At 44.4% G+C, this 22,014-nt stretch carries 18 protein-coding genes; all 18 read right to left on the bottom strand.

Features of this window, described 5'->3' with window-relative positions:
- Window positions 1-17: 17 nt before the first annotated feature.
- Window positions 18-3,833: a MucBP domain-containing protein gene (locus ACVPPQ_RS06045; RefSeq protein WP_463493307.1), complete on the bottom strand. Its 3,816-nt coding sequence runs from the start codon at window positions 3,831-3,833 to the stop codon at window positions 18-20.
- 253 nt (window positions 3,834-4,086) lie between these two features.
- Window positions 4,087-7,779, bottom strand: coding sequence for a MucBP domain-containing protein (locus ACVPPQ_RS06040; RefSeq protein WP_463493306.1), 3,693 nt, complete (start codon window positions 7,777-7,779; stop codon window positions 4,087-4,089).
- 179 nt (window positions 7,780-7,958) lie between these two features.
- Window positions 7,959-8,411, bottom strand: coding sequence for a transcriptional regulator, SarA/Rot family (locus ACVPPQ_RS06035; RefSeq protein WP_463493304.1), 453 nt, complete (start codon window positions 8,409-8,411; stop codon window positions 7,959-7,961).
- Window positions 8,412-8,769: 358 nt separating this feature from the next.
- Window positions 8,770-9,681: a WxL domain-containing protein gene (locus ACVPPQ_RS06030; RefSeq protein ID WP_463493302.1), complete on the bottom strand. Its 912-nt coding sequence runs from the start codon at window positions 9,679-9,681 to the stop codon at window positions 8,770-8,772.
- Between the two features lie 110 nt (window positions 9,682-9,791).
- Complete coding sequence (locus ACVPPQ_RS06025; protein ID WP_155833374.1) at window positions 9,792-9,944, bottom strand: hypothetical protein; 153 nt, start codon at window positions 9,942-9,944, stop codon at window positions 9,792-9,794.
- On the bottom strand, window positions 9,938-10,960 hold the full coding sequence (locus tag ACVPPQ_RS06020) for a WxL protein host-binding domain-containing protein (RefSeq protein ID WP_463493300.1): 1,023 nt from the start codon (window positions 10,958-10,960) through the stop codon (window positions 9,938-9,940). The genes ACVPPQ_RS06025 and ACVPPQ_RS06020 overlap by 7 nt, the downstream gene beginning before the upstream one ends.
- Entirely contained in the window at window positions 10,957-11,985 is a 1,029-nt protein-coding gene (locus ACVPPQ_RS06015) for a DUF916 and DUF3324 domain-containing protein (RefSeq protein ID WP_463493299.1), read from the bottom strand. The genes ACVPPQ_RS06020 and ACVPPQ_RS06015 overlap by 4 nt, the downstream gene beginning before the upstream one ends.
- 12 nt (window positions 11,986-11,997) lie before the next feature.
- Complete coding sequence (locus ACVPPQ_RS06010; RefSeq protein ID WP_463493297.1) at window positions 11,998-15,228, bottom strand: WxL domain-containing protein; 3,231 nt, start codon at window positions 15,226-15,228, stop codon at window positions 11,998-12,000.
- A gap of 368 nt (window positions 15,229-15,596) precedes the next feature.
- On the bottom strand, window positions 15,597-16,361 hold the full coding sequence (locus tag ACVPPQ_RS06005) for an energy-coupling factor transporter transmembrane component T family protein (protein ID WP_035439074.1): 765 nt from the start codon (window positions 16,359-16,361) through the stop codon (window positions 15,597-15,599).
- Window positions 16,362-16,380: 19 nt separating this feature from the next.
- Complete coding sequence (locus ACVPPQ_RS06000) at window positions 16,381-17,256, bottom strand: energy-coupling factor ABC transporter ATP-binding protein (protein WP_463493296.1); 876 nt, start codon at window positions 17,254-17,256, stop codon at window positions 16,381-16,383.
- Window positions 17,232-18,077, bottom strand: coding sequence for an energy-coupling factor ABC transporter ATP-binding protein (locus tag ACVPPQ_RS05995; protein ID WP_463493294.1), 846 nt, complete (start codon window positions 18,075-18,077; stop codon window positions 17,232-17,234). The genes ACVPPQ_RS06000 and ACVPPQ_RS05995 overlap by 25 nt, the downstream gene beginning before the upstream one ends.
- A 436-nt stretch (window positions 18,078-18,513) precedes the next feature.
- Window positions 18,514-18,894 carry a 50S ribosomal protein L17 gene (gene rplQ / locus ACVPPQ_RS05990; protein WP_025083343.1) on the bottom strand — a complete coding sequence of 127 codons (381 nt, stop codon included), beginning with the start codon at window positions 18,892-18,894 and terminating at the stop codon, window positions 18,514-18,516.
- 26 nt (window positions 18,895-18,920) lie between these two features.
- On the bottom strand, window positions 18,921-19,859 hold the full coding sequence (locus tag ACVPPQ_RS05985; RefSeq protein ID WP_025083342.1) for a DNA-directed RNA polymerase subunit alpha: 939 nt from the start codon (window positions 19,857-19,859) through the stop codon (window positions 18,921-18,923).
- Window positions 19,860-19,942: 83 nt separating this feature from the next.
- A complete protein-coding gene (gene rpsK / locus ACVPPQ_RS05980) occupies window positions 19,943-20,335 on the bottom strand; it encodes a 30S ribosomal protein S11 (protein ID WP_025083341.1) in 393 nt (130 codons plus the stop codon).
- A gap of 23 nt (window positions 20,336-20,358) precedes the next feature.
- Window positions 20,359-20,724 carry a 30S ribosomal protein S13 gene (gene rpsM / locus ACVPPQ_RS05975; RefSeq protein WP_025083340.1) on the bottom strand — a complete coding sequence of 122 codons (366 nt, stop codon included), beginning with the start codon at window positions 20,722-20,724 and terminating at the stop codon, window positions 20,359-20,361.
- Window positions 20,725-20,753: 29 nt separating this feature from the next.
- Window positions 20,754-20,870 carry a 50S ribosomal protein L36 gene (gene rpmJ / locus ACVPPQ_RS05970; RefSeq protein ID WP_025083339.1) on the bottom strand — a complete coding sequence of 39 codons (117 nt, stop codon included), beginning with the start codon at window positions 20,868-20,870 and terminating at the stop codon, window positions 20,754-20,756.
- A gap of 35 nt (window positions 20,871-20,905) precedes the next feature.
- Window positions 20,906-21,124, bottom strand: coding sequence for a translation initiation factor IF-1 (gene infA / locus ACVPPQ_RS05965; protein WP_025083338.1), 219 nt, complete (start codon window positions 21,122-21,124; stop codon window positions 20,906-20,908).
- Between the two features lie 188 nt (window positions 21,125-21,312).
- Window positions 21,313-21,969, bottom strand: a complete 657-nt coding sequence (locus ACVPPQ_RS05960) for an adenylate kinase (protein ID WP_025083337.1) — start codon at window positions 21,967-21,969, stop codon at window positions 21,313-21,315.
- Window positions 21,970-22,014 lie beyond the last annotated feature (45 nt).

Raw genomic sequence — 22,014 nt, 5'->3', positions numbered from 1 at the left:
AGCCTGACTCTTTAATACTAATTCCGACGTTTCTTGAAAGCAATACCGACAACCGTAATCAATAACACACCTACCGTAGCTAATAGTCCGTTAATTTGTTTAACCCCAGTTTGTGGTAATTGCTGGCGATTTTTAGTTGTTTTAGGTGCTGGCGCCGACTTGTCTGAAGACGTTTGATTGGTGGTCTTCTGTGGTTGTTTGCCTGGTTGCTTAGGTTGTTCAGTTGGTGTTTTCGGTTGCGTCACCGTCTTCACATAAACGTAGGTTACCATTTGTGCTGCATCCGTTAACGTCCCATTCGGATTGCCAATCACCTTTTTGAAGGTGTAACCATCAATGACTAGCTGAACGGTTTGGTAATTAGCACCAATATTCCCGGCCAACGTGACCGACTTGGCCAGTTGATGACCTGTTTCGTCTTGATAGTTGACCGTCACGCTACCAGCTTGAACGGAATCTTTCGTGTAGATATAGGTCACATCCGGCGCATTAACGGCGAACTGACCGTCTGGTGTCCCCGTTACCGTCTTATAGTGATAACCCGCGATTGCCTTTTGAGTTGCATGATATGACGTCCCCACAATACCGGTTAAGATTTCCGTATCCGCGATGGTTTGACCCTTTTCATCAACGTATTTAACCGTTTGGTTGGCCGTTTTATCAGGGATACTGATGTCATCTTTTGCGTATACATACGTCACGGTTTGGGCAGTAGCGGCAAACTGACCATCCGGTGTGCCCGTCACTGTCTTGAAATGATAACCCGTAATGACTTTTTGAATCGCATGATAACTATCATCAATATTCCCCGTCAAGACGGCTGAACCAGCTAATGGTTTGCCGTTTTCATCTTGATAGTTGACTGTGACGTTCCCAGCTTTAACCGGATTCTTCGTGTAATGGCACGTAATCGTTTGTGCCTGATCACTGAATGTACCAACGATTTTCCTAGTAGTCATGGTATTGAGCGTATAACCCGCAATCGTCTTTTCTTTGACTTCGTAGGAGTCCCCGATATTACCGGTTAAAGTTTCGGATGGGGCAATCTGGTTGCCCGCTTCATCAACGTATTTAACCGTCACATCCGCGGCTTTATCGGAATCTTCCGTGTAGACGTAAGTCACTGTTTGCGCTGTTTCTGAGAAGAGTCCGTCAGTAACACCGTTGACTGCTTGATAGCGATAACCCCCAATCGTCTTTTGCATTGTATGATACGATTCACCAACATTGCCAGTTAAGGTTTCCGAAGTCGCAATCTGGTTACCTGCTTCATCTTGGTAGTTAACCGTGACATCGGCGGCTTTGACTAAATCTTTCGTATAAACGTAAGTCACCGTTTGGGCAGCATCCCCGAAAGTTCCCATTGCGTTACTTGGCACTTCCTTGACGGTATAGCCGGCAATCTTCTTTGGCACCGTTTTGTACGGTTCACCGACATTACCCGTTAAGGTTTCTAAACTGGCAATCGATTGACCGTTTTCGTCCTCGTAATTCACGGTCACATCAGCCGCCTTGACTGGGTCTTTGGCATAAATATACGTGACTGTTTGAGCTGTCGCTGAGAAGAGTCCATCAGTAATCCCGGTGACCGCTTGGTAACTATAACCAGCAATCGCTTTAGGCATCGTGTGATAGGTTTCACCAACATTCCCGCTTAAGGTTTCAGGTGTCGCAATCTGGTTGCCGGCTTCGTCTTGGTAGTTAACCGTCACGTCGGCGGCTTTAACTAAATCTTTCGTATAGACATAAGTCACCGTTTGGGCAGCATCCCCGAAAGTGCCATCAGGCGTTCCTTGAACAGCTTTAAACGTGTAACCCGCAATTTTAGCTTGCGTTGCGTGATACGATTCACCAACATGACCACTTAGTGTGACCGGTTCAGCAATTCGGTTGCCGAATTCGTCTTCGTATTTAACCGTGACATCAGCGGCAATTTTTGCATAATGATAGGTCACTGTTTGCGCATCAGCCATGAATGGCCCAGTTGGTGTCCCAGTAACAGATTCGAAACTATATCCCGCAAATACCTTTTGAGTTGCTTGGTAATCATCACCAATATCGCCCGTTAAGATTTCAGTCGTATCACCAGTCGCATCGGTGATGATTTGACCATTTTGATCAACATATTTAACCGTGACATCCGCCGCTTTTTTCGCATAGTGATAAGTCACTGTCTGTGCGCTGTCGGTGAATGGACCAGTCGTTGCGCCGTCGACTTTTTTGAAGGTGTAGCCGGCAAGGTCCTTTTGAGTTGATTGATAATCGTCACCGAGATAGCCTTTTAACGTTTCGGTTGTATCACCAGCCGCATCGGTAATCGTTTGGCCGTTTTGATCGACGTATTTAACCGTGACGTTCGCTGCTTCTTTCGCGTAGTGGTAAGTCACGGTTTGCGCACTATCCGTAAATGGACCAGTCGTCGCGCCGTCAACTTTTTTGAAGGCATAGCCGGCAATGTCTTTTTGAGTTGATTGGTAATTATCGCTAAGGTCACCCGTTAAGGTTTCAGTGGTATCACCAGTCGCATCGGTGATCGTCTGGCCGTCTTGATCGACGTATTTAACCGTAACGTTCGCTGCCTTTTTAGCATAGTGATAAGTCACAGTTTGTTCGCTATCACTGAATTGGCCTGCCGCATTGCCTTCAACTTTTTTGAAGGTGTAACCGGCAATATCTTTTTGAGTTGATTGGTAATCGTCGCCAACATCCCCACTTAAGGTTTCAGTTGTATCAGTAATGGTCTTGCCGTTTTGATCAACATAGTTAACCGTCACATCTTTGGCGAAACGTTTAACCGATATGGTGTAAGTTTGACCTTCTAACGGCGTATTCGGGTTGTTGGTAAAGCCGTTTAGTGGTGTCCAAATAACAGCCGGATCATTCAGATTACCACGATCAATTGTTAATGATTTTTCATCATAAATTGTTGGATCTAAATCCAGTGACGCCAACGTATCGACGAAACCAACACGTGAATAAGTTGTACCGGAATCACCAGCAGCTGTTGATTTACTTTTAATCACCGTCTCTGGTTGATAAGGATCGACGACTTGATACTGATCTATCACTTTCGGCGTAAAGAACGTAATCTTTTTTTGATAACTTGAGTTAGCCATCCCATGCACGTATTGGTCATCTGGGCTGATAATCCCTACTTTTTGAGCCGCCACCTGGGGATAAGAAGAATCGTCATTAAAAATAACATTTTGCCCATCGCCTGATCCTGCAAATAATACATCTTGCGTCATATCTTCCTTCGACTTAGCATTCATCAAAATTTCCTTTAAACCTGATGATTTATCAGCTGAACGAATCGGAATTGTCATCAGTAATTCCGATGGATTCTCCTGGATAACGACATAATTGTCAGTTCCCGGACTAATCTCATAAACTTCTCGCCCATCAGACGTATTTGCTAATTGCTGAACAGTCAAGGTGCCATCGTTATCGTCATCACCGTTAACATGAATCTTAGCCGCATTTCGATAATTTTCTAAAGCGACCTGCATAGACGCCAGACCACCGTCAACCGTTAATCCTTTAGGCATTACAATGTACATTCGAGCCAAATATTGGGTATGCTCATTACTATATAACCGTAAATCCAAATTTCCCATCCCACTGTAGGCAATATAGTTCGATGGTGACGTTGCAAAAATATTGTTCATATAATGCTTTCGGTCAATCGGTTTCACAGTTGTAGCGGTTTCATCCGCACTCTGCGTCACATCCGATTGCGGTTGACCAGTGGCGGTCGTTGCCGAAACAATCGTTGCTGGATTCACCATCGCAAGCGCTGCGAGAACCGAAACGCCTTTTACAAATTTTTTCATAAACATTTTACCCCCGAAATACTTTTTTAATCGTTAAGTACTGTTAATATTGATGTTAATACACTTAATATACAACATTAATCATATACGTGCAATAGTATTACGACCGTGTAAATAGCGTCCAATGCACGTATATCAGTAACCTAGCGCGCTTTCTAGCGCTACCTAATGGTAGTATAAAAAATTAAAAATAGTCAATTTATTTCCGATAGCTTATCGAAAATAAATTGACTATTTTAATTGGTTTGCTTAATTAATTACGTCGTTTCTTGAAGACCATCCCGACGGTAGCAATTAGAAGCGCACCAATTATCCCTAATAAACTACTTACTTTAGCAACACTAGTTTGTGGTAATTGTTGTTTATGCTTAGCAACCGTTTTTTGAACCGGTTGTTGTTGCGTTTTAAGATTGTTAGTTGGGGTGGTTGACTTGGTTGATTGAATACCTTGCTTATCAGATTTAGTTCCTGATTGATCAATCACCTGTGTTGGTTTAGTCGCGTTCTTCGCATAGACGTACGTAACTGTTTGCGCTTTGTCACTGAATTGACCAGTGGCATTACCGACAACTTGTTTAAAGGTGTAACCCGTAATTGATGCTTGAACCGCTTGATAGCTTGCACCAACATTGCCGGTTAACGTTTTAGAAGCGGCAATCTGGTTGCCATCTGCATCTTGGTAATTGACGGTGACATCCCCGGCTTGAACCGAATTCTTCGTGTAGATGTAGGTCACGGTTTGCGCTGCAGTTCCAAAAGTGCCGGTTGGATTACCACTGACTTGTTTATACGTGTAACCTGCAATCGGTGTTTGAACTGCTTGGTAGGTTGCACCAACATTGCCGGTTAACGTTTTAGAAGCGGCAATTTGGTTGCCATCTGCATCTTGGTAGTTGACGGTGATATTTCCCGCTTGAACCGCATCTTTCGTATAGATGTAAGTGACAATTGGGGCGTTTGCTGTGAACTGACCGTTCGATGCGCCCGTCACTGTCTTATATTGGTAACCCGCGATTGTCTTTTGAGTCGCGTGATATGGCGTGCCAATATTACCGGTTAAGATTTCAGTACTTGCAATGGTTTGACCATTTTCATCAACATATTTAACCGTTTGATTGGCAGTTTTAACCGGTACACTCGGATTATCTTTCGTATAGACGTAAGTGATTGTTTGTGCGCTAGTGGTAAAACGACCGTCTGGTTCACCCGTGACTGCTTTGAAATGATAGCCAGTGATTGCCTTTTGAACAGCGTGATAACTGGTATCAACATTGCCGGTTAAAGTCGCTGAAGTTGCAATTTGCTTGCCCGCTTCATCTTGATAGTTAACCGTGACATTGCCAGCTATAACTGGATTCTTCGTGTAGACGTAAGTCACCGTTTGGGCTGTAGCACTGAACTGACCAGCGGCATTGCCGTTAACTTGTTTAAACGTATAACCGTCGATTGTCGCTTGAACCGCTTGATAAGCAGTTCCAACATTGCCGGTCAAGGTTTTAGAAGCGGCGATTTGCTTGCCATCGGCGTCTTGGTAGTTGACCATGACATTCCCGACTTTGGCAGGATTTTTCGTGTAGACGTAAGTCACTGTTTGGGCCTTGTCGCTGAATTGACCAGTGGCATTGCCGTTGACTTGTTTATACGTGTAACCGTCGATTGACGCTTGAACCGCTTGATAGTCAGTTCCGACATTGCCAGTTAACGTTTTAGAAGGTGCAATCTGGTTACCGTCGTCATCTTGGTAATTGACGGTAACATCAGCCCCTTTGACGGGATCTTTCGTGTAGACGTAGATCACCGTTTGGGCTGTATCACCGAGTGTCCCGTTTTCTTGACCCGTCACTGTTTTAAACGTGTAACCTGAAATGTCTTTTTTAACCGTTGTATATGAATCACCGACATTACCAGTGATTGTTTCAGAATCAGCTAACTTGTTGCCATCAGCATCTTCATACTTAACGGTGAGATCTTTAGCATTTTTGATGTAATGATACGTAATCGTTTGGGCCTTATCTGTAAATTGACCAGTTTGATCCGCTTCACCTTTAACAGCGGCATAACCTGATATTGTCTTTTGAGTTGCGTGATAATCATCGCCGACATTGCCCTTTAATAGCTCTGTCGTATCACCATCAGCATCACTGATTGTTTTACCATCTTGATCGACATATTTAACCGTCACATTATCAGCAATTTTAGCATAATGATACGTAATTATTTGGGCCTTTGCGGTAAACTTCCCATCTGGAGTCCCATCGGTTTTGACAACCGTATAACCAGAGACTGTCGCTTCTTTTGCATTAATCGGGTCATTGACCAAACCAGTTAACGTCGTAGGCTCAGCCAACTTGTTACCCGCTTGATCAACATAGTTGACCGTGACGTTGCCAGCGACATCGTGGGTATAAATCAGCGTCGTCGTTTGTGGATCTTTGGTTAAATTAACCCCTACTTCACCCTGAACGTTAGCCAACGTGTAACCATCAATTGGTTTCATATAATCGGCAACAGAAAAGAAATCATCGATATTCCCACTAACAGTTTCTGGGTCTGCAATTTTATTGCCCGCTTCATCCGCGTATTTAATGGTCCAATCAGCCGCTGGAACGACTGGTGTTTTCTGATAATAATAAGTTACCGTCTGAGCTTGATTGGTCAACGTGCCATCAGTCGCATCGTCAATTGTCTTGCCAGCTATCGAGCGTTCAACTTTAGTTATTTTATAACCATCAAATGACTGTGCATCCGTCGTATAGGCATCCCCAACGTCCCCTTTTTTGAGCACTGGCGCGGCTAATTGCGTATCCACTGGTCCATAAAGGCCACCTTTGCGATAGACGTATTTAACCGTCACGTCTTTCGCAAACCGTTTAGCGGATAGCGTATAAGTATGGCCGGTCAAATGCGTGTAGGGGTCGTTACTCAATGCGTCCTGCGATGTCAATGGCACAGCAGCATCATTCAAATTACCTTGGTCGATTGTTAACGATTTTTCGTCATAAACCGTTGCAGCAATGCCGAGTGCAGCCAATGTATCGACTTTACCAACTCGCGAATAGGTTGTCCCGAGGGCCCCTGAAATCGTAGGGCCGTGTTTGATAATTTGCTTAGTATCCGCGTCTATCACGACGTAGTTATCGTCCACATTTGCGGCAAATAACGTTAAACTTCTCTGAATACCGGGATAAGCAATTCCCCGGACGTATTGATCATCAGTCCCTTGAATGCCAACACTCGTTGCTGTGACTTGCGGATATTTATTAAGCACGGTGTCATCGAAAGCCACATTTTGACCATCACCAGCCCCGACAAATAACATATCTTGTTTAATATCAGCCGTCGTATTCGCATTAAAAAGGATTTGTTTCAATCCCGAAGTCTCAGCACTTGAGCGAACTGGTACATTCATCAATGCCGGATTACCAGCCCCAGTCTCTGTGAATTCTCCAGCGGTAACATAAGCGCCGGCGCTTGGCGTCACTTCATAAACTTCACGGCCATCCGTATTAGCCAACTGTTGAACCGTTAACGTTCCGTTGTGAATAATGGTATCGGCATCCGAGTTAAGCGGTTTAATTTGGGTGTATTGCGCTAGACTCTTCTGCATAGCAGCTAAGCCACCATCGACTGTCAAGCCTGTTGGCATCACAATATAGATATTGCTTAAATATTGTGTTTTTTGACTGCTATAAAGATTTAAGTATAATTTCCCAAGTCCACTATATGCCATATAGCTTTCTTTCGGCTCAACATACAGATTAGAAAGATGCCGTATGTTATCTGCAGGTAATCCCGTAGTGGTTGCACTTGGTGTAGCGGTTTCATTTGTACTTTGTGTGACATCTGGCTGTGTTTGATTAGTAGCCGTCGCAGCCGAAGCAATCGTTGCTGGATTGACCATCGCTAGCGCTGCGAGAACTGAAACTCCTTTAACAAATTTTTTCATAAATAGTTACTCCCGAAAATTTTATTATCGGTAGAATTATTGGTATCGACGCATCTAGTATAGAACATTAATCATTGTTGTGCAATACTATTACAAACAATTAATTCAGGACTATAATTTAAGGGGTTATTTATTTTTAATAACCATTAGTTTATTCATTCAATTTCACTGAATCCGACTTATTCTTTCGGTAAATGGTCAATAATCATCGCCATTTGTTTGGTGACTTCATCAAACAATGGGACGTCGAATTTTTCAAACATCATATCTGATTCTGCGGTAAATAATTCTTGATACGCACGATTCAACTGGGCAAGGTGGTATTCGCCTTTGACGGTTAATTCAATCATCACTTTGCGTTGATCATCTTCATCATTGTTGCGTTGTTTGGTAATCTTGCCGTTTTTCGCTAAACTATTGAGTTTACGCGACATCGCGGGTGATGAGACACCAAAAGCCGCCGCTAATTGCGTTGGTTCATTGCAGTGTTCTTCCGCCACTTTCTTCAATAATAAATATTGGTTGAAATTCAGATCATAGCGTTTCGCCACAATATTCATCTTATCCTCTAATTGAATCATGATATTAAACCATTCAAGGTAACGCCGGTATCCTCTTGCTCTATCTCGCATCATTATTTCTCCATTTTTCTTCTATTATAAATCGGTAATGATTGGTGCTATGTATCCCCTGACTAGCGGGAGACTAGTTTTTAGGGGAGTGAAAATTAGTGAGCTTTAACGCGCTATACTCAAGCAAACCTTTCCGTCTAGCGACAGATAGTGAATCATGACTAAAGCCCAGTCATATTCCCCTATCTTAGGCTATACTCAGAAGCTGACCAGCTTGATGAGCACTCACTTTCTTTAACGGCTTTTTTGAACAGGCTTCTGTGCTTAGCTACGTTTCGTAAATAAAGTCCATAGCCCGGACTTTATTCACGAAACTAGGCTAATGCTCAAAGCCTCCCGTTCAAAAAAGCACTTAGTTTTAAACTGCTGTTGATGCTAGTGTCCATGTTAGGTTGGCTTGGTATGTGGCGTTGCTTACTGCTGCGCCGGTTGGCATTGTTAATTTGATGTTGCTTGGTGTCCAACCGAAAACGTTTGCGCCTTGGCCTTCGCCATCTTCTGCTGTCACAATGTTAACATCTTTATTTTGGTTATTCAAAGTTAAACCGACGTTATCTTTAAATGAACCGGCAATTGCGCCCTGACCAATTTTTGTGGCTGTTTCTGTGCCCTTATTGCTTGTTGCCCAGTCTGTATCTTGGCCTTCACCTGTTAAACCAAAAATATCAGCGGTTTGAGCGTAAGCAGTGTGGTTAAATGATAAATGCGCATCATCAATTGTATCAGTTGTGCTGCGGTTACCATCGGTGCTAACTGCTGCTAAACCATTGTCCGCTTTAACGCTTAATGTCCATTTACCAGAAGCGGCTGTGTTGTTGGCATCAGCATTAGTTCGAGCAACTTGTTTGTCGACAACGGTTGCCCAAGCAGTGCCTTTAACGGCTGCCAGTTCTGAATCTTTCGTATTGAGGGTTGCCGTTAAGTTGGTTGCACCACTTTGATCAGCATAGCTTGCTTGACGATTATTGTCAGCTTTGCCGTCATTTTGACCATTCGCAGAGAATACTGGGTAAGCTGTATCCAATAAATTATGATTCCCAAAATCAAGGACGTGAGGCACCATTTGTAAACGTAAGTAGCCGGTGTTGGCATTGTGGCTGTTGTCCCCAAACGAAATCCCCATTTTTGTGCGATCATTTTGTGGCAATGCAGTGCCATCATTATCATCAACGCCACCGTTTAAAGTTGCGGCGAAAGTGGCACTTGGTGCGGCCATCATTAATACTGCGGCGCTTGCTAATACGGTGCTTGTCATCTTTGCGAATTTCATTTGAAATTCCTCCCTAGTTTTGTTTGCACATTTTGTGCGATTTTTTGTTTCAACCGATTGTCACCAATCGAATGATAACCTGTGTTTGGGTGGTCCCGTGTGGTGCTGTCCTACATCGTAATCGTCGTGTAGGTGTTGTAATTGTGATAACTAATCACAGCCAACGTCAGACTGGTCAAGAATATGATTGATAGTGTCACCACCAGCGCAATCATGAACCATGTGGTCGTTTTAAAATTAATTCGGTGTTTGAGTTTCAACATGCTGTTTCCCGCTTTCGTTTATAATATCGATAACTCATAAAGCCACTTAAGCTACTGACGCTGATTCCTGCAAGGCCAATTAAAAGGCGATGGCGTTGATAATCCGCATTGCGTTGATTAATATAAGTCGCTTGGCGTTTGGTAATCCGAACCGTTTTAACGATTTTCCGAGTTAATTGCGGACTTTTAACGCGCAATGTCATCCGGTAGATTCCCGGCACGAGTCGTTTGCCGCCCAACAATAGTTCGATATCGAATTGCGAATTCGGTGCGACTTTGCGCTGGGTTAGTCGACGCTGATAATGGACCAGTTGCCACCGCTTGTTTTGCAATTGAACGTCAATTGTCGCCGGTTTTAAATAGGCCGGATTCGGATTAACGACGGCCACGGCAATGGCGGCCCGCTGCGCTTTTAACTTCGTTTTAATTCGCGGTGAACGTGGCGCGCGGTATTGTTTGGTGGTCAATGGTTGGCCGTTTAGCACCAACCCCACTGCGTAAACATAATGATTTTGAATCGTCTTTTTCGGATTCGGTTGAACGGCGCTCAGGTTGAAGGCGACGGCCTTTTGACCTTTGAATAATGATTTGACCGCCGCAATCTGGATGGTTAACCATTTGGTTTCGTTCGGTTGTAATTTGGTGGTCGCCGGCACACTGACGAGCTGGCTACCAGGTTGCGGTAACAATTGTCGATTAATCGGCTGATGGCCTAAATAATCGATCGTCGCATTGGTCAACGTCGTCGCATCTTGCACTTGACCCGTGATTGTCAACGGTTGCGCGGTCGGATTGAAGAGCTGCAAGCGAACCGTCCGTGCTTGGTTGGCCTTGAGCGGTAAATTATAATAACCGAGATGCGGACCTCCCAGATTATCCGCCGGTAATTCTGGTCGAATCTGAAAAGTCGCTTTAGTGGTCGTTGGTAATCCCTGTTTAGCCGCTTGAACCGGCTGGCTAATGACCCCCACAGCCATTAACCAACCCAGACTCAGAAAGATGATTTGCTTAATCATCTGCGGCGCCTCAATTGTCGGTATAAGCCGTAACTCGCCGCGATTAAGCCCGTCCCACTGATGGCACTGACAAGCCCCCAGCGATTAATCGGTCGTTTGCTAGCCTTTTGGTTAATTTTCCGGACCCCTTTTTGCGTGACCTTGAACGTTTCTTTAAAATGCCAGGTCATCGGTAATTGATTCCAGAAATTCTGGCCGGTGACTTCGACGTTGACGTGATAGGTGCCTGGTCGGAGCGTCCGGTATTGCCATGACAGTGGTAAAACGACTGTCGAATTGGGTGCGATACTTGATTTCTCTTTTTCAAAAACTTGTTTATTCTTGAAGAGCCCCTTTTTGGTGATGACCGCTTTAAACGCGACATCTTTAATAATCATCGGTTGCGTGTTGCGCAACTTAATCCCCAGTGCCGGATGGCCGTCCGCTAACATCGGCTTGGTCTCCGTGTATTTCAATTCCGGATAAATCCGGTACGGTTTGCCGCGCAGATTGATACTCATTAGATACGCGTAATGACTCGTTACCGATTGGGATTGATTCCCTTTATTCTTCAAAATTTGTTTGAACCGCCAACCGCCAGCAATCATCCCCCGAAATTCTTCCGTCGGCATCTTAACGGTTGCGCTGACAATCGTTGCCGATTGCGGGTCAATATGGATTTTATGATCAGTTGGGGCGAGCTTGGCAATCGTCGTTAATGGGTGTTTCAAACTGGCGTCCAAGCCGGTCGGGCTGGTTTGGAATTTCATATCGCCGCCTTCTTGGGTCATCCCATTTTCCAATGTCGATTCAAGCGTAATCGGATAATCGGTAAAATTCTGGACGCGCATCCGTAACGTTCGTGTGCTGCCCGGTTTAAACCGGACGTCGAAATAGTTCATACTTTTATCCACTTGTTCGGTGTTTTGAATCGGTTGCACTTCGAAATCTGCGCGTTGGACTTGATTGGCACTAACGGTGTTGCTATTAAGCGCAAGCCAACTGATACCAAGCGCCAGAGTCGCTTTAATGATTGTCTTTAACACGTTGCTTTCCTCCTATGGCGCGACCGTTAAAGACCACGTTAATTCTGTTTGATAGCGTGTTGCATGGCGCGTGGTCGTTGCCGGCACCTTTAACCCGACGCTATAATTCGCTGATTTTTGTGTGCCAAATTGATAACGCCAGCTCCCTTGACCCGGATTCTGATACGGTTGTTGGGCGCTACTGTGATCATCGTTACTATCCGGTGTTTGGAACGGTCCTTTTTTGGTAAACGTCATTATCGATTGGGCGTCAGCCCCCGGCGTTAACTGAAAGGCATCCCGTGCGTCCAATTGACCCTCCGCAGAATTAGACACTTGCGCGATTGCCTGACCGTGATCGACCTGCAGTTGTGCGCCGGTTAATGCGCGGCCTTTGGCATCTTTGAATTGTTCGGTTTGTTGGACGGTTAATTGCCAATTTTCAACCCCGTAAAAGTCAATCACGCTGACCTGTTGCGGTTGATGATCGGCAGTCTTTAAATAGTAGATACTGTCCGTCGCTGCAGTTTGATAATCACCAAAATCCCAATCGTTAGGGGCGGCAATCGCAATCATCGCTTTGTGATAACCGTACGTCACCGTTTGGTCAGTCTTTTCAAAACGTAAATCGGCCTGATAGGGTGCGTCCCATTGTGCATTGACCAAATCAGTATCGGTCGTCATCTCAGTAATCGTGTAGCCTTCGATCAATTTGGGACTAATGCGCCCTGGTAGCTTGTCGGCTAACAGTTGACCGTTCGTGCCAAGGGCAGTTTCCGTCTTTTCAATCAATGTCGGTTGGGTTAAATCTGCATCCAAATCGACGTAGCGAATCGTTAGCCGATGCTGATCGGTCGCTTTCACCCGCACCGAATTCGCTTTAACCGGTTCAGTCGGTTGGTCATTATTGGCCACCTGGCCGGTCATTGCACCATCGTTATAGAGATATCGTTGGGTAGCCGGCGCGGTTTTAATGGCCTTGGTGTAGCGAATATTAATTTGGTCGCCCCCGGTTAAAGCTTGTTGCGTCGGTAAGGTGATTTTAATCGTTAACCCGTCAGTCGTTGGTTGGACAGCCGGCGCAGTTTGCCACGCGCCACTTTGGTTCACTTGGTATTCCACAGCGCCGACGACTGGTCCAAATTGACCCGCGCGATCAGCGTATTGCGAACCGTTTTCATGTGTTTCGAGTTGCACCGTTTGGAAGCCCGCCCCGGCGGTTTGTCCAGCCACTTTAACTTGAAACGCTAACCGTAATTGATCGCCAACTTGACCGCTAATTTGATGGGTACTCGCCGGTTCTTTGGTCGTCAAATTAGCGATAGTCTGCACTGGCGGCATTAACGTCAAATTTTTAGCAATCGTAACCGTGGTTGGATTGGCCGTCAATGAATTGACGAGTCCCCCGCCAGTCACTTTCGCGGTGGTCACGGCAGTTGCCGGTTCATCCTTGGCCACTTTAGCTTGATAATTAAGGATTACTTGACCACCAACTGGGACGGCTCGATTCGTCGCAACTTGATTATTCTGGAAAGTGGCGGTTTGTTGACCTAACAATTGCTGGTTTGCATCGTAATAAGCCAGTTTTAAACTATTCGGGACGATGGCCAAATTATCTGGGATTGGATTATCAATCACCGCTCCAGCTGCCAGGCCCGCGGTTGCACTCGCGGTAACTTGTAGTGTCGTTTGATAGTTAATTTGATCGCCAACTTTGGCTTTGGTCTGTTCAGCATAATCGCCAGCAGTCGTTTCGTTTTTCAATTGACTGGTCAAAACCGCTTGCGGTGCAACCAACGTCGTTAATTCGTGATTGACCGACGGATTACCGTCCGCATCAACCGCCCAGACGTAGAGCCAATCCCCAATCGCTAATTGATTCCGTTTAGCATCGATGGTCGCTTCATAATGAACTGCTTGGCCAACTTGATTCGTAACCGCAGTCAACGGTAGCGCTGCTGATTGGGTCCCATCTTGGTGGAAAATCTGATAATTAAGTTGTTCTGGTTGCTGGTGATTATCTAAATCGGTCACGGTTCCGCTCAATTGCAGGTCGCGACCGTTATAATCAACCGTTGGACTTTGATCCAAAGTGATGGTTGGTGATTTATATTGGCCTTGACCGTTAATGCTGACTTCATAACTCAAATCGCGAGTTGCGCCTTTCGCCATATTTTTGGCAAACCACATCATCGCAATCGTCGTATCGCCACCGCTAAAGGCCGTCTGTCCCGGTCTGCCACTGGTATGTGCTTGGCCGTAATCGTTGACCGCATTTTGAAACGCACCGGGAACAAACAGACTGCCGTCGATAATCGACGTACTAAATTCCAACGCGCGCCATGCATCGGGGCCAGAACCATCGTGCATTTTAAACTGGTACGATAACCGGGCCGCGCCCCCCGGATAATTAGCAGGCGTCCCATCAAAATTAGGTTGATTGCCTTGAGCCGGGATGATTTGATCTTCATACAACCCGCGTTGATGGCCTAGATATTTAATGGCTACTTTATCGCCAATCGCTGAAGGTCCGTACGTATCAGTGTTGAACGGCCGCATATCCGTATCGATTGCTCGGCCGAAGAAGATGCCGCGTAAATCGCGGCCACTTTGATTCGTAATGTGTTCTTTGACGATTATCGATTTCCACGCGGTCGGTATAAACTCGACCACATCACTAAACGTCGTTATTCGGTCATCAAGTTCGTATTGATAAGTCACTTCTTCTCGCAAAATGCCGTCTGGATTCAGAATCATTCGCGTCTGGGTTGCCACTCGGTTATTATCGCCATCTGGCGCGTAACCGACTTGTCCGATCCCGGTATTCAATGAACCGATTAACAATCGTGAGCTACCAGTCCCGTCGGCCGGATCGCCTTTAGTGGCGTCGTTCCAACTATCGTTATGCACTGACACCCACCGTTCGTAAGTGCCGACATTATTCGGTGACCATAAGTTGAAGTTATTGCGCCCCGCTAGAAATGACCGGGTCACAGTTGAACTGCCGTACAATGGTAAGTCGGGTGCCAATTCCAAATGCTGATTATTCGCTAGATTAGGCCCCACCATGTACCACAACTGGCTTTTGCCAACGGGTAACGTGCCTCTTAGCAACTGATTATCCGTTGTGCTTCGTTCACGATTAAATGGCGCACTATCTTTAGCCGACACGTCGGTCGATTTGGCGCTAACAATTTGCTGATGACTGAAGCCGATTAGCAAAACGAGACCCAAAACTATGCTGTATAACCCTTTTTGATTCATCTGATTGACTCCCCCGATCGATTCGTCGAACGTTGATTTTTAATTAACCTAGTTATTTAAGGACCCTAATTTTTTCAACACAGCAAAGTCTATAAGATTCACGACACTTGTCAATCAAAGTGACAAGTTTGTAAGTTCACACCCAATATTCATGGTCTTTATAAGAATTTACTAACAAACAGATGAAGTTAACGTTAAATTAAGGTGGTTAATTAGTGATTTCTGACTATTTTGAATACTTGTAAAGTCCGACTTCTTCGCAAGTTAACTAGTTACCCCTTTAACTAATTATCCGAAAGCAACGCAAAAACACCCTATCCGTGAATATGGATAAGGTGTTTAACTTAATATGATTTAGTTGATATTTATTAGCGCAAAACAATCAAGATGACGGTTAAAATGGCCATCGCAACCATCGCTAAACTATCCATGGTTTGCCATTTCAAGATGCGATACTTACTGCGGCCTTCGCCACCTTGGTAACCGCGGGCTTCCATCGCAGTGGCGAGGTCATCGGCGCGGTTAAAACTGCTGACGAAGAGTGGAATCAGAATCGGCACGATCGCCTTCATCTGTTTGAATAAACCACCCTCACCAAAATCAACCCCGCGCGCACGTTGCGCGTTCATGATTTTAGTCGTTTCATCCATTAACGTCGGGACAAAACGTAACGCGATTGATAACATCAACGCCACTTCGTAGACTGGAAAACGAATGGCCTTTAACGGTTTAAGCAGCGATTCGATTGCATCGGCTAAGGATAACGGCGGTGTCGTTAAGGTCAACAAGGTCGACATGAAGATAATCAAGACGAATCGCATGAAGATATAGGCCCCATTCAGTAACCCGTAGCGTGTCAAGGTCAGAAAACCCCATTGCCAATAGATGTGCCCGCCGCGGGTGAAGAAGATTTGGAGCAAGACCGTAAAGAGAATTAACCAGAGTAATGGGCGTACCCCTTTAATAAAGAAATCGAGTTTGATTTTCGATATCAGTACTAACGACATCGTGAAGACGAATAAGACGGCGTAGGCCGGCCATGAACGGGCTAAGAAAATAATCCCGATGTAATAGAAACTGGCGACTAACTTGGCGCGCGGATCCATCCGATGTAAAATCGAATCGCCCGGCATAAAACGGCCTAGAATTAATTTATTCACGGCGTTCACCCACTTTACTTGGCAGTTGGGCTTGAAGCATCGCCGCTAATTCGTGTTCCGTTAATGGCACTTGATCGAACACGAACCCTTTTTGGATTAAAGCTTGCGCGAATTGCGTCGTTGTCGGTAAGCCTAAATGTTTCGCCGTTAACCATTCTGGATCAGCAAAAATTTCGCGTGGCGTCCCACTCTTCGCGAGTTGACCATTTTCAAGCACAATCACGTGATTCGCGTAGTTAGCGACATCGTCCATCTGGTGGGTGACCATCACAATCGTCATGCCCTGTTCTTCGTGAAGTCGGGTAAACAACGCCATCATTTCGCGGCGACCGACCGGATCAAGCCCCGCCGTTGGTTCATCCAACACTAAAACTTCCGGTTGCATCGCTAGTACGCCGGCAATCGCAACCCGACGCATCTGTCCTCCGGATAAATCAAACGGCGATTTTTCTAAAACGTCAGCGGGTAAGCCGACCAGTTCCACCATATGAATAGCGCGAGCCATCGCTTCTGCTTCCGGTACGCCGAAGTTTTGTGGGCCGAACGCGATGTCCTTTTGAACCGTCGCTTCGAACAACTGACTTTCTGGAAACTGAAAGACCATCCCGACTTTTTGACGAATGGCTTTCAGATTTTTATTATTGGTTTCGGGCGTGATTTCGCGATCACCAATCTGAACCACACCCGCCGTTGGTTTAAGCAATGCGTTTAGATGTTGCAGCAACGTCGATTTACCACTGCCGGTATGGCCGATAATCGCGGTGTACGATCCCGATTCAATCGTTAAATTAATGTGGTCTAAACCGAGCCCTTGAAAAGGCGTATCTGGTTGATAGGTGTAACTTACATCTTTGAATGTAATGTCCATAAATAATCAACCATCCTTTCCGTTGTCAGGTATTCATTCGGCATTGACACATTGAGTTTTGCCAACGCCGCTTTGAGCTTTTCGGGATAGGGCACATCGAGCCCGAGCGCCATTAACCGCTGCCCGTACGCAAAAATATCGGCCGGTGTCCCTTGATCAACGACTTGCCCGTCATCCAAGATGATGATTCGGTCCGCACTCGCGGCTTCATCAATATCATGGGTAATCGACAACACCGTCATATTGGTTTCTTGTTTCAACTGATGAATCGTCTCTAAGACTTCGCGCCGCCCCTCAGGATCGAGCATGCTCGTCGCTTCGTCAAGAATCAGAATTTCGGGTTGTTGGGCGATGATTCCCGCCAAGGCAACGCGTTGTTTCTGACCACCGGATAAACGACTTGGTTCGCGTTTCGTATAATCGGTCATGCCAACCCGTTCAATCGCATCGGTGACTCGTATCTGCATGATGGCCCGTTCGATACCTTGGTTCTCAAGGCCGAACGCGACATCATCCTCAACCGTCGCTCCGACGAATTGATTGTCGGGATTTTGGAAGACCATGCCGATTTTTTTGCGAATCTCCCAGACAGTTTCCATCGCTAGCGGGAGGCCATCAATCACAATCGAACCGTTTTGCAAATCTAATAGACCATTGAGCGATTTCGCAAACGTACTTTTACCACTCCCATTGTGGCCAATAATCGCAACCCATTCACCAGCATTAATCTCGACTGACAAATCATTGAGTGCCAAATGCTGATTCGACTGGGGATATTCATATTTTAAATGTTCAACTTGGATGATTTTTTTTGAATTCATCAACATTAACCCATTTTTCTTTTGAATTTAAATCGCAAAAATGCGAATTTGATAACTTCTATTTTAGCATACGATAGGTGACTTTTTGGCATTGACCGTTCTAAATTTAGGTTTGACCATTATTTTAAAGTAATTTATTAAAATTTAGTTGTTAAAATTGATACTTTTCCAGAGTTTTAGAAACATACTTCTAAAACTTCTGATTTTTGAAACTTTTAGAAGTATACCGATAAAACTTCCGAGTTGCACAAATGGCATGCACAACACAAAAAACGCCTAACGCTGTTTGACCAGCATTAGACGTTTGTTTATGTAAATCATCAATCGATGAAAGTGCCGCTGACTTGCTAACGACACCTTAGGACTAGACTTGGGTTACCCCAGCATCATGACGCCCTGTCTCATCGATCAAATGATCTAAAATCATTATGTGTGATTAAACTAATTCAATAATCACCATTAATGCACCGTCACCACGACGAGGGGCTGTTTTAAGAATACGTGTGTAACCACCATTTCTTTCAGCATAACGTGGAGCAATGTCACTAAATAACTTTTGTAAAGCAGATTGTACGATTACAGCTTCTTCTTCTTCGCGAATATCAGCAATTTCGTTACGAACGAATGCTGCCGCTTGACGACGAGCGTGTAAATCACCGCGTTTACCTAAAGTGATCATTTTTTCAGTTACTTTACGAAGTTCTTTGGCGCGAGCTTCAGTCGTTACAATGCGTTCGTTGATGATTAAATCTGTTGTCAATGAACGTAACATTGCTTTACGATGAGCGCTGTCGCGACCTAATTTACGATAACCCATGAATGGAGTCCCTCCTTCTTACTAGTTTATTCTTCAGTACGTAAGCCCAAGCCAAGATCAAATAATTTGTTCTTAACTTCTTCTAAAGACTTACGGCCAAGGTTTCTAACTTTCATCATATCTGCTTCTGATTTGTCAGTTAACTCTTGAACAGTGTTGATCCCAGCGCGTTTCAAACAGTTGTATGAACGAACAGAAAGATCTAACTCTTCAATTGTCATTTCAAGCATTTTTTCTTTATGCGTCTCTTCTTTTTCGACCATGATTTCAGCATTTTTCGCTTCATCAGTCAGGTCAACAAAGATCGCCAAATGCTCTGTCATAATCTTCGCAGCTAAGCTAATAGCTTCTCTAGGACTGATGGAACCATTAGTCCAAACATCAAGTGTTAACTTGTCGAAATCGTTGCGACGACCAACACGTGTACTTTCTACTTGATAGTTAACACGACTGATTGGGGTATAAATTGAGTCGATTGGCAAAACACCAATTGGCATATCGTCTGATTTGTTTTGATCAGCAGCAACATAGCCACGGCCTTTTTTAACTGTCATCCGCACGTGGAAATTGCCGCCTTCAGCTACTGTACAAATATATTGATCAGTATTTAAGACTTCAACGTCGTCATCAGCTACGATATCAGCAGCAGTTACTGTTGCTGGTCCCTTAACATCGATTTCGATTGTTTTGTCTTCTTCAACATGCAATTTAAGTGCTAATTTTTTGACATTCAAAATGATTTGCGTAACGTCTTCTAAGACGCCATCAATTGTTGAGAATTCATGCAAAACGCCATCAATTTGAATGTCTGTGACAGCAGTACCTGGTAATGATGCTAAAAGAATACGACGTAAAGAGTTACCTAAAGTCGTACCGTATCCACGTTCAAGTGGTTCAACAACGAACTTACCGTAGTTAGTACTTTCATCAACCTTTGTAATGTTTGGTTTTTCAAATTCGATCATTCTTATCTTTTACCCCTTTCAAAACGAGAAGTGTTTATACGTGAACACGTTTCAGTTTGTCTCAAAATGAAGCGTAGCCCAGACTAAACACGACGGCGTTTTGGAGGACGAGATCCATTATGAGGAACTGGCGTTACGTCGCGAATAGCAGTAACATCTAAACCAGTTGCTTGTAATGAGCGAATTGCAGCTTCACGGCCTGAACCAGGTCCTTTAACAGCAACTTCAACAGCTTTCATGCCATGTTCCATCGCTTCTTTACCAGCAGCTTCTGCAGCCATTTGAGCAGCAAAAGGTGTTGACTTACGACTACCTTTAAAGCCCAATGAACCAGCAGACGCCCATGCAATCGCATTGCCTTGAGGATCAGTGATCATTACAAGGGTGTTATTGAATGTTGAATGAATATGTGCCACACCGGCTTCGATATTTTTCTTTACACGACGCTTACGTGGTGCATTTTTCTTGTTTGCCATAAATTATAACCTCCTTTTACTGATTATTTCTTCTTACCTGCGATTGAAACTTTTTTGCCCTTACGAGTACGAGCATTGTTTTTCGTGTTTTGTCCACGAACTGGTAAACCACGACGATGACGCATGCCACGATAAGAACCAATTTCTTGTAGACGTTTGATGTTTAGGCTTACTTCACGACGAAGATCGCCTTCAACTTTAACGTTATCAACTGCTTTACGGATCTTGTCTTCTTGATCCGGCGTTAAGTCACGAGTCCGAACGTCAGTTGCGACGCCAGCTTCAGCTAAGACTTTAACGGCAGTCGTATTTCCGATACCGAAAACATATGTTAAAGCAATCACAATTTGTTTATCACGTGGTAAATCCACACCTGCGATACGAGCCATTCTTGCACCTCCTGTTAATTAATTAGTTATTAACCTTGACGTTGTTTATGTTTTGGATTAGCTGCGCAGATAATCATGACGCGGCCTTTTCGTTTGACAACTTTACAATGTTCACACATTGGTTTTACTGATGGTCTTACTTTCATATCGACTAACCTCCTTGATATGATCGTTACGTAGGCTATTTAAAGCGATACGTAATACGTCCCTTAGTCAAATCATAAGGTGACAATTCAACGGTCACACGATCACCGGGCAAAATACGGATATAATTCTTCCGAATCTTACCAGACACGTGGGCCAAAATGATTGCACCATTTTCAAGTTCTACTTTAAACATTGCATTTGGTAAAGTATCAGTTACTTTACCTTCAATTTCAATGACGTCATCTTTTGCCACGCAAAAGTACCCCCTTGTGGTTATGAAAATTCATACAGAAAAATGGTGAGAGCTCTCCGCACTCACCGCTAGTGTCATACCGAGATATTATATCACAAGTATTTAGTTTTTAAAAGCACTGAACATTAGTCATTAACCCCAGTCAGGCTTTTACGTGAAATGACCTAAAAGATCACTTGAGTTGATGACTAGTCTTTAATGGTATCAAGTACTTTTTTAACGGCAGCGAACACGTCATCAATTTCTTGATTACCGTCTACCGTATAAAGCAAGTTCCGTTCAGCGTAAAAATCAAGTAAAGGTGTATTCATTTCAATATTGACCTTCAATCGATTTTTAACTGTTTCCGGTTTATCGTCTTCTCGTTGGAAGAAGTCATGACCGCCGCAACGATCACAAGTGCCTTCCACCTTAGTTGGATTGTAAAGCTTATGGTACGTTGCACCACAAGAACTACAGATAAAGCGACCAGATAAACGATCAGCTAAGATTTTAGGATCAACATCAATGTTAATCACGCCATCTAAAGGCTTATTCAATTTATCAGTAATGGTTGCTAAAGCTTCCGCCTGAGCGAGATTCCGAGGGAAACCATCTAAAAGGTAACCGACTTTAGTATCTGGTTGTCCAAGACGTTCCTCGACGATTCCGTTAGTGACTTCATCTGGTACCAATGCTCCTTGATCCATATAGGCCTTAGCTTTGTCGCCAAGTTCTGTATGGTCGGCCATAGCAGCCCGGAACATATCCCCAGTTGAAATATGTGGAATGTGATAAGCGTCAACAATCTTTTCAGCTTGTGTTCCCTTACCAGCGCCTGGAAGTCCCATTAACATGAGATTCATGTCTTTGCCTCCTAAGTTAAAAACAAGGATTCAATACTTTTAAAC

The organism is Latilactobacillus parafuchuensis (assembly GCF_055271665.1).
Note: the sequence above shows the minus strand (reverse complement) of the source record. Positions and strands in the feature narration are given on the sequence as shown.

Bases quoted from the DNA above. Each gene is read 5' to 3' on its own strand.
- ACVPPQ_RS06045 (WP_463493307.1), bottom strand. From the start codon at position 3,833: ATGAAAAAATTTGTAAAAGGCGTTTCGGTTCTCGCAGCGCTTGCGATG.
- ACVPPQ_RS06040 (WP_463493306.1), bottom strand. From the start codon at position 7,779: ATGAAAAAATTTGTTAAAGGAGTTTCAGTTCTCGCAGCGCTAGCGATG.
- ACVPPQ_RS06035 (WP_463493304.1), bottom strand. From the start codon at position 8,411: ATGCGAGATAGAGCAAGAGGATACCGGCGTTACCTTGAATGGTTTAAT.
- ACVPPQ_RS06030 (WP_463493302.1), bottom strand. From the start codon at position 9,681: ATGAAATTCGCAAAGATGACAAGCACCGTATTAGCAAGCGCCGCAGTA.
- ACVPPQ_RS06025 (WP_155833374.1), bottom strand. From the start codon at position 9,944: ATGTTGAAACTCAAACACCGAATTAATTTTAAAACGACCACATGGTTC.
- ACVPPQ_RS06020 (WP_463493300.1), bottom strand. From the start codon at position 10,960: ATGATTAAGCAAATCATCTTTCTGAGTCTGGGTTGGTTAATGGCTGTG.
- ACVPPQ_RS06010 (WP_463493297.1), bottom strand. From the start codon at position 15,228: ATGAATCAAAAAGGGTTATACAGCATAGTTTTGGGTCTCGTTTTGCTA.
- ACVPPQ_RS06005 (WP_035439074.1), bottom strand. From the start codon at position 16,361: ATGCCGGGCGATTCGATTTTACATCGGATGGATCCGCGCGCCAAGTTA.
- ACVPPQ_RS06000 (WP_463493296.1), bottom strand. From the start codon at position 17,256: ATGGACATTACATTCAAAGATGTAAGTTACACCTATCAACCAGATACG.
- ACVPPQ_RS05995 (WP_463493294.1), bottom strand. From the start codon at position 18,077: ATGAATTCAAAAAAAATCATCCAAGTTGAACATTTAAAATATGAATAT.
- rplQ (WP_025083343.1), bottom strand. From the start codon at position 18,894: ATGGGTTATCGTAAATTAGGTCGCGACAGCGCTCATCGTAAAGCAATG.
- ACVPPQ_RS05985 (WP_025083342.1), bottom strand. From the start codon at position 19,859: ATGATCGAATTTGAAAAACCAAACATTACAAAGGTTGATGAAAGTACT.
- rpsK (WP_025083341.1), bottom strand. From the start codon at position 20,335: ATGGCAAACAAGAAAAATGCACCACGTAAGCGTCGTGTAAAGAAAAAT.
- rpsM (WP_025083340.1), bottom strand. From the start codon at position 20,724: ATGGCTCGTATCGCAGGTGTGGATTTACCACGTGATAAACAAATTGTG.
- rpmJ (WP_025083339.1), bottom strand. From the start codon at position 20,870: ATGAAAGTAAGACCATCAGTAAAACCAATGTGTGAACATTGTAAAGTT.
- ACVPPQ_RS05960 (WP_025083337.1), bottom strand. From the start codon at position 21,969: ATGAATCTCATGTTAATGGGACTTCCAGGCGCTGGTAAGGGAACACAA.